Raw genomic sequence first — 8,000 nt, forward strand, 5'->3', positions numbered from 1 at the left:
CCGGCCTGATCGCCGGCGCGATCTTGTCTTTCGCCAAGGCGATGGGCGAATTCGGCGCAACGATCACCTTCGTTTCCAACATCCCCAACGAGACGCAGACGCTGCCGTCGGCGATCTACACGTTCACGCAGGTGCCGGGCGGTGATGCCGGCGCGCTCAGGCTGACGCTGATCTCGATCGTCATCTCGATGGCGGCACTTGTCGCGTCGGAGGTGCTGGCGCGGCGCGTCGGCAAGCGGATGGATATCGAATGACGGTCGTGATCGACATCAGCCATCGGCTTGGCGATTTCGAGATCGACGCCCGCTTCGAGAGCGCTGGGCGGCTGACCGCGCTGTTCGGGCCCTCGGGCTCCGGCAAGACAACGCTGATCAACATGATTGCCGGCCTGATCCGCCCCGACAAAGGGCGGATCGAGGCTGATGGCCGTGTACTGGTCGATACGGATGCGCGCCTGTTCGTGCCGAAACACAAGCGCCGCATTGGCATGGTGTTCCAGGATGCGCGGCTGTTTCCGCATATGAGCGTGGCCAGCAATCTGCGCTACGGCCGCTGGTTCACGCCGACGTCGGAACGCTATGCGGACATGAATGCCGTGGTCGACCTGCTCGGCATCGGTCCTTTGCTTGATCGGCGGCCGGCAAAGCTCTCCGGCGGCGAGAAACAGCGCGTGGCGATCGGCCGAGCGCTGCTCGCCAGCCCGAAAATGTTGCTGATGGACGAGCCGTTGGCTTCGCTCGACGAGGCCCGCAAGGCGGAGATATTGCCCTATATCGAGCGACTGCGCGACGAGACGAAAATCCCGATCGTCTATGTCAGCCATTCGATCTCTGAGGTGGCGCGACTGGCAAGCGACGTCGTTGTTCTGGCGCAAGGCAAAGTCGCTGCTTACGGCCCGACCGGGGCGATCATGCGGCGGCTCGACCTGTTGCCGGCGGAAGAGCGCGGCGAGGGCGGCGCGGTGCTGGATACCGCGGTGCTGCGCCACGACGAAGTCTTTGGCATGACCGTACTTGGCTCGGCGGCGGGCGAGATCCGCGTGCCGCGTCTGGCAACGCCGGTCGGCGCGCCGGTACGCATCCGCATCCGTGCCCGCGATGTGATGATCGCCACCGAGCAGCCGACTGGCTTCAGCGCGCTTAACATCTTGCCGGGCACGATCGAGGTGATAGAGCCGGGCGAGGGGCCTACGGTCGAGATCGGCATCAACTGCAATGGTGCAACCGTGCTTGCCCGGATCACCGAGCAATCGCGACAGACGCTGAAACTTCAGCTCGGTCGAAAAGTCTACGCGGTGGTCAAGACGGTAAGCTTCGACCGGGCGAACACAGGCGCCGGCTTGCCTGTCGAGGCGGATGGATGACCGGCTGATGGTCGTCGCTATATCGATTTGGAATAGCGGTATCGCTGGAGAGGTTCTAGTATGGCTGCGGCGTGACCGCGGAGGAGAAAAATGCCGTCGCTGAGCTTGCGGATAAACCTCGATCCAGAAGGGCGCATCGGGCCGGGCAAGATCGAGCTTCTGGAGCAGATCGCCGCCTTCGGCTCGATCTCGGCCGCGGCGCGCGGCATGGAAATGTCTTACAAACACGCCTGGGATCTGGTCGAGGACATGAACCGGGTATTCGGCAAGCCGCTGGTCGCGGCGCAGACCGGTGGGAAAAAGGGCGGCGGCGCCCAGTTGACCTCGGTGGGGCTTGCGGTGGTCAGCCGCTTTCGCGCCATCGAGCGGGCTGCGGCTTCCGTGGCGGCGCCGCATATGGAGGCACTGCAGGCGGAAATCGACGCCGGGTGAGGTCAGCGGAATTTGTACTGGCCGAGCGTAACCCCTTTATTCCTCCTCCGGCTCGTCGGGCTTGCGCAGCAGATAAGTGTCCATGATCCAGCCCTTTTTCCGGCGGGCTTCCTCGCGGGTCTTCACGATTTCGTCGCCGACATCGCCGAGGCGGCCGGAAACGAGAATCTCGTCGGGCGTTCCGAGATAGGCTCCCCAGTGGATGACGAGGTCCTTGTCGTCCAGCGTGTTGAAGGCGCATTTGCCGTCCAGCATGACGACGGTGCTGCCGGCATTGTCGGGCAAACCTTCCTCGGTAAGCCGGCGCCCGGTGGTGATCTGAACCGCGTCGCCGATGCGGTTCAGCGCCATCTTATGGCTGGCGGCGAGCGCCTGGACAGCGGTGATGCCTGGGATCACCTCGAGATCGAACGCGACATTGCCTCTCATGCGCACACGCTCCAGGATGCGTAGCGCGCTGTCGTAGAGCGAGGGGTCGCCCCAGATCAGGAAGGCGCCGCAGCCATTTTGCGAAAGCTCATCGCGGATCAGGCCTTCATAGATCGCGGCGATCGCCTCGTGCCAGTCATCGACGGTCGAACGATAGGAGGGCGCCGGCTCGGCCCGCACCGGCACGTCGAATTCGACGCGACGCGAGTTTGGATTGGTGACGAATCGGTCGCAGATCTGGCGGCGCAGTTCGGCGAGATCGTTCTTCTTCGCGCCCTTGTCGGGAATGAACAGCACCTCGGCGCGGTTCAAGCCGTCGATGGCCTGCACGGTCATATGGTCGGGATTGCCGGCGCCGATGCCGATGACGAGGAGCTTGCGCATAGGCGAACTCCTGCCCGATCGGAACGTCGGTGTCCAGACAAGCCTGCAAGCGCCGACGAGTGTGCGGAAGGGCTTTGAAACTCCACATTGAAACGGCTAGAGTCTTACCGGCATCTCGCCAAGGGAGCTTCCATGTTCCGTTATGTCCTGACCGCAGCGCTGGCGCTCTTGGCCATGCCCGCATTCGCCAATGATTCGATCGCCGAATTGGGAACGGGCGGCCTGATCCTGTCGCGCAGCGACGCCGTCGCCATGGAGAGCGAGGATCTCTATATCTCGCCCGAAAAGGTGACGGTCGACTATGTCTTCCGCAACAACACCGACAAGGACGTCGACGCGATCGTCGCCTTTCCGATGCCCGACATCGAAGGCGATCCGAACGAGATGCCGGCGATCCCCGACGGCCAGAGCGACAATTTCCTCGGCTTCGAGGTGACGATCGACGGCGTGGCGGCAAAACCGCAGCTCGAGCAGAAGGCGTTTGCGCTCGGCATCGACATCGGCGCCGATTTGAAGGCACAGAACGTGCCACTCTACCCCTTCGGCGACGCGGCCAAGGCGGCATTGGCAAAGTTGCCGCAAGCGGTTGCCGACGACTGGATCGATCGCGGCCTCATCATCGAGGACACCGCCGACGACGGTTCGGGCATGAAGACCGTCTATGTGCCGTTCTGGCAATTGCGCTCGACCTATTGGTGGCGCTCGACCTTTCCAGCCAACAAGGCAGTCCGCGTCGCCCACCGCTACAAGCCGAGCGTCGGCGGCACGTCCTCGGTCAGCTTCTTCTATGACGGCCAGTTCCAGGGCCAATATATCGCCTACAAGACCCGCTACTGCATGGACCAGACGCTCGAGAATGCAATCCGCAAGGCAGCGAAGAACGATCCCGACGGCACTCCGAAATACTTCGAAAACCGCATCGCCTATATCCTGACCACTGGCGGCAATTGGGCGACGGGCACCATCGGCAAGTTCAAGCTGACCGTCGACAAAGGCGATCCGAAGAACCTGGTCTCGTTCTGTGGCGAAAACGTCAGGAAAGTCGGGCCGACGCGTTTCGAGATGACGGCAGAAAATTTCTACCCCGAGCACGACATCGACATTTTGCTGCTGGTGCCTACCGGCGGCGATGGCGGGAGCGGTGGCTGATGGATGTCGCGATCTATGTCGCCATCGCCGAAAACGGCGTGATCGGGCGCGATGGCGGTTTGCCTTGGCGACTTTCCAGCGATCTCAAGCGGTTCAAGGCCGACACGATGGGCAAACCTATCATTATGGGCCGCAAGACCTATGAAGGCATCGGCCGGCCTCTGCCGGGCAGGCTCAACATCGTGGTGACCCGCGACAAGGCCTGGCGCGCCGAGGGCGTCGAAGTCGTGCATTCGCTCGATGAGGCGATCGGTCTGGCGAAGGTGCGCGGGCGCTGCATGGCAGGCGCCGACGAAATCTGCGTCATTGGCGGCGGCGAGATTTATGCCCAGGCGTTGCCGCTGGCCGACCGCTTGCATGTCACCCATATCCTTGCCGCGGTCGACGGCGACGCGCATTTCCCGCCGATCGACCCGGATTCGTGGCGCATCGTCCGCTCGCAGGACGTTCCTGCCGGTGAAAAGGACAGCCACGCGACACGCTATTCGGTTTACGAGCGACGCCGCGACGTGCATTGAGAGACCATAAAGGGTCGCGACGGTCCAAAACGGACGGTGAGGACGACCGATCGCGTTGAAAGCGCGCCGTCGCGTCCCTATAGAAGAACCATACTGGATTTTGCGTCGTCAGGCCGGCGCGTGAGGGAGCGAAAGGACATTCATGCCCTGGAATGACAAAAGCGGCGGAGGCGGCGGCCCATGGGGCGGCGGCAACAATCCAGGACCCTGGGGGCAGGGACCAAAGGGGCCTAGCGGTCCGCAGGGCTCGCCTCCCGATCTCGAAGACATCATCCGGCGCGGCCAGGACAGGTTGCGGCGTGCTTTGCCGGGTGGCGGTGGCGCCAGCCCAGCCGTGTTCGGGCTGATCGCGGCAGCGCTTGTCGTGCTGTGGGCGTTCAAGGCGGTCTATACCGTGCAGCCGGACGAGGTTGCGGTCGAACTCAGATTCGGCGTGCCAAAGGCGGAGCTCTCCCAGCCCGGCCTGCATTTCCATTGGTGGCCCATCGAGACGGTCGAGACGGCCAACATTGCCGAACAACTCGTCGATATCGGCGGCGGCACGACCTCCGGCAACGGTTCAGGCCTGATGCTTTCTGGCGACCAGAACATCGTCAATGTCCAGTTCTCTGTGGCCTATCAGGTCTCCGATCCTCGGGCCTATCTGTTCGACGTGTCCGATCCCGACGGCATGCTGCGGCAGGTCGCCGAAAGCGCCATGCGCGAAGCGGTTGGTCGACGGCCGGCGCAGGACATCTTCCGCGATGATCGCGAGGGCATTGCGGCGTCCGTGCGCGAAATCATCCAGACGACGCTGGACGGCTATAAGGCCGGCCTGAACGTCAACGCGATTTCGATCGAGGATGCCGCACCGCCGCGCGAAGTGGCTGACGCCTTCGACGAGGTGCAGCGCGCCGAACAGGACGAGGACAAGTTCGTCGAGCAGGCCAACCAGTATTCCAACCAGAAGCTCGGCCAAGCACGCGGCGAGGCCGCACAGATCCGCGAGGAGGCGGCCGGCTACAAGAACCGGGTCGTGCAGGAGGCCGAAGGCGAGGCGCAGCGCTTCATCTCGGTCTATGACGAATACGCCAAGGCGCCGGATGTGACGCGCCAGCGGCTTTATCTGGAAACGATGGAGAGGGTTCTGAAGGATTCCAGCAAGGTCATTATCGAGCAAGGCAACGGGCAAGGGGTCGTTCCCTATCTGCCGCTGCCGGCATTGCAGCAGAAGGCGCCGGCGCCGGTCCTCGGAGGAACCCAGTGATGGCCAACCGTCTTCCCATTATCGCCGTCATCGCCGCGGTCATCCTGTTCCTGCTTTATTCGTCGGTCTTCGTCGTCAATGCGCGCCAGCAGGCGCTGGTGCTCAGGTTCGGCGAGATCGTCGACGTCAAGAGCCAGCCGGGCATCTATTTCAAGGCGCCGTTCGCCTTCTTCGATGCCGACAGCGTGCAGTTGATCGAAAACAGGGTGCTGCGCTTCGACCTCGACAACATCCGCGTCCAGGTTTCGGGCGGCAAGTTCTATGAGGTCGACGCCTTCATCGCCTATCGGATCTCGGATCCGCGCGTGTTCCGCTCCGCTGTATCCGGTCAGATCGAGCTGGCCGAGGCACGATTGAGGACACGTCTCGACGCCGCCTTGCGCCGTGTTTACGGTCTGCGCGACTTCGAGGCCGCGCTCTCGGAAGAGCGAGCCGTGATGATGCGTGAAGTGCGCGATCAGCTGAGGCCCGACGCCACGTCGCTCGGCCTGCAGATCGAGGATGTCCGCATTCGTCGTACCGATTTGACGGCGGAAGTCTCGCAACAGACATACGACCGCATGAAGGCTGAGCGTCTGGCCGAAGCCGAGCGGCTGAGGGCGCGCGGCAACGAGGCGGCGCAGCGCATCAGGGCGCGCGCCGACCGCGAAGTGGTGGAGATCGTCGCCGAGGCACGGAGGGAGTCTGAAATCCTGCGTGGTGAAGGCGAAGCTCAACGCAGCGCCACCTTCGCCGACGCCTACCAGCGCGACCCAGCCTTCTTCGGCTTTTACCGGTCGATGAATGCCTATGGCACGGCGCTTGACAATACCGGGACGACGATGGTGCTGTCGCCGAATTCGGAATTCTTCCGTTTCTTCCGCAATCCCGCCGGCGCGGAGACGCCGGCAGCGCCGCCCGCAGCACCTGCTGCACCCGCAGCGCAGCCAGGCACCGGCCAGTAACGGCCGGTGCAGGATTTTCTGGCGGCAATAGGCTTGGTTCTCGTCGTAGAGGGCCTGGTCTATGGCGGCTTTCCCGGCCTCGCCAAGAAACTTGCCGGCGAAGTTCTGTCGATGCCGGAGAGTGCGCTGCGGATCGCCGGGCTGATCGCAATCGCCGTTGGCGTCGGCATCGTCTGGCTGATGCGTGGTGGGTGACGTGGCCGGTCTATGATTTCGGATAACGGAGGATTTATCCTCTGCCGATAGCCATAGCCGCAAACGTGCCGTATTTCTTGCCAACATGACTCGGCGCAGCGTTTTCGGCGAGCGCCTTTCCTTTCTGAGACACCGGGAGACTTCTCGATGACATCCAACAGCTTTTTGCGCGCGGCGAGGCGGACGTTCACCGCAGGTGCTGCAGCACTTCTTATCGGCACCTTTACCGTCCCGTCGATGGTGACGCCGACGGCCGCCGCGGATGGCCCGGCTTCCGTCGCCGATCTCGCGCAGGGCCTGCTGGGTGCCGTGGTCAACATATCGACCTCGCAGAGCGTGAAGGGCACGGAGGGGCCTGGCGCGGTGCCGATGCCGCAGCTGCCGGAGGGCTCGCCCTTTCAGGATTTCTTCGACGATTTCTTCAAGAACCGCCCCGGCGAACAGGGCGATCGCTCGCAAAAGGTGCAGTCGCTGGGCTCCGGCTTCGTGGTCGACGCCGAGCAGGGCATCGTGGTGACGAACAACCACGTGATCGCCGACGCCGATGATATCGAGGTGAATTTCTCCGACGGCGTGACGCTGAAGGCGACGCTGGTCGGCACCGACACCAAGACCGACGTGGCGGTGCTGAAGGTCGATCCGAAAGGGCACAAGCTGACGGCGGTGAAATTCGGCGATTCCAGCAAGATGCGTGTCGGTGACTGGGTGATGGCGATCGGCAATCCGTTCGGTCTCGGCGGCACCGTGACGGTGGGCATCGTCTCGGCCCGCAACCGCGATATCAATTCCGGTCCCTATGACGATTTCATCCAGACCGACGCCGCGATCAACCGCGGCAATTCCGGCGGACCGCTGTTCAACAGCAGCGGCGAGGTGATCGGCATCAATACGGCGATCATCTCGCCGTCCGGCGGCTCGATCGGCATCGGCTTTTCCATTCCCTCACAGCTCGCGTTGGGCGTCGTCGACCAACTCCGTCAGTTTGGCGAGACGCGGCGCGGCTGGCTCGGCGTGCGCATCCAGCCGGTGACGGACGACATTGCCGAAAGCCTCGGCATGGCGACCGCCAAGGGCGCGCTGGTCGCTGGCGTCATCAAGGGCGGACCCGTCGACAACGGCACCATCCTGGCGGGCGACGTCATCATCAAGTTCGACGGCAGGGACGTCAATGAAATGCGAGACCTGCCGCGCGTCGTCGCGGAAAGCTCGGTCGGCAAGGCTGTCGACGTGGTTATCGTGCGCAAGGGTGTCGAGCAGACCGTGAAGGTGACGCTCGGTCGGCTCGAAGATGGCGAAAAGCTTGCCAGCGGCGAGGACGGCAGCACCGACCAGGACAACGG

At 63.4% G+C, this 8,000-nt stretch carries 9 protein-coding genes and 1 pseudogene; 9 read left to right on the forward strand and 1 reads right to left on the reverse strand.

What is annotated here, in order from left to right; genetic code table 11:
- The 3 genes and pseudogenes from E5W87_RS21535 to E5W87_RS21545 all read left to right on the forward strand — a co-directional run.
- Positions 1 to 254: pseudogene (locus E5W87_RS21535) on the forward strand (molybdate ABC transporter permease subunit); the annotation flags it as partial.
- A complete protein-coding gene (gene modC / locus E5W87_RS21540) occupies positions 251 to 1,363 on the forward strand; it encodes a molybdenum ABC transporter ATP-binding protein (protein WP_292401936.1) in 1,113 nt (370 codons plus the stop codon). The pseudogene E5W87_RS21535 and the gene modC, both read left to right, overlap by 4 nt.
- A 90-nt stretch (positions 1,364 to 1,453) precedes the next feature.
- Positions 1,454 to 1,795, forward strand: a complete 342-nt coding sequence (locus E5W87_RS21545; protein WP_292401940.1) for a winged helix-turn-helix domain-containing protein — start codon at positions 1,454 to 1,456, stop codon at positions 1,793 to 1,795.
- Between the two features lie 36 nt (positions 1,796 to 1,831).
- On the opposite strand, the gene cobF is transcribed toward E5W87_RS21545, so the two are convergent.
- Positions 1,832 to 2,608 carry a precorrin-6A synthase (deacetylating) gene (gene cobF / locus E5W87_RS21550; RefSeq protein ID WP_292401941.1) on the reverse strand — a complete coding sequence of 259 codons (777 nt, stop codon included), beginning with the start codon at positions 2,606 to 2,608 and terminating at the stop codon, positions 1,832 to 1,834.
- Positions 2,609 to 2,740: 132 nt separating this feature from the next.
- On the opposite strand from cobF, the gene E5W87_RS21555 reads away from it, so the two are divergent.
- The 6 genes from E5W87_RS21555 to E5W87_RS21580 all read left to right on the forward strand — a co-directional run.
- Positions 2,741 to 3,757 (forward strand): DUF4424 domain-containing protein, encoded by a 1,017-nt coding sequence (locus tag E5W87_RS21555; protein WP_292401944.1) that lies wholly within the window; start codon positions 2,741 to 2,743, stop codon positions 3,755 to 3,757.
- Positions 3,757 to 4,275, forward strand: a complete 519-nt coding sequence (locus E5W87_RS21560; RefSeq protein ID WP_292401947.1) for a dihydrofolate reductase — start codon at positions 3,757 to 3,759, stop codon at positions 4,273 to 4,275. The genes E5W87_RS21555 and E5W87_RS21560 overlap by 1 nt, the downstream gene beginning before the upstream one ends.
- 142 nt (positions 4,276 to 4,417) lie before the next feature.
- The gene (gene hflK / locus E5W87_RS21565) at positions 4,418 to 5,521 is read left to right on the forward strand and encodes an FtsH protease activity modulator HflK (RefSeq protein WP_292401950.1); all 1,104 of its coding nucleotides are present in this window, start codon (positions 4,418 to 4,420) and stop codon (positions 5,519 to 5,521) included.
- Positions 5,521 to 6,465, forward strand: a complete 945-nt coding sequence (gene hflC / locus E5W87_RS21570; protein WP_292401953.1) for a protease modulator HflC — start codon at positions 5,521 to 5,523, stop codon at positions 6,463 to 6,465. The genes hflK and hflC overlap by 1 nt, the downstream gene beginning before the upstream one ends.
- 6 nt (positions 6,466 to 6,471) lie before the next feature.
- Entirely contained in the window at positions 6,472 to 6,660 is a 189-nt protein-coding gene (locus E5W87_RS21575) for a DUF2065 family protein (protein ID WP_292401957.1), read from the forward strand.
- Between the two features lie 147 nt (positions 6,661 to 6,807).
- The coding region (locus E5W87_RS21580) for a Do family serine endopeptidase (RefSeq protein ID WP_292401969.1) at positions 6,808 to 8,000 on the forward strand (1,193 nt) is incomplete at its 3' end.

Origin of the sequence: Mesorhizobium sp., from assembly GCF_004962925.1 — a bacterium.
Classification (GTDB): domain Bacteria; phylum Pseudomonadota; class Alphaproteobacteria; order Rhizobiales; family Rhizobiaceae; genus Mesorhizobium.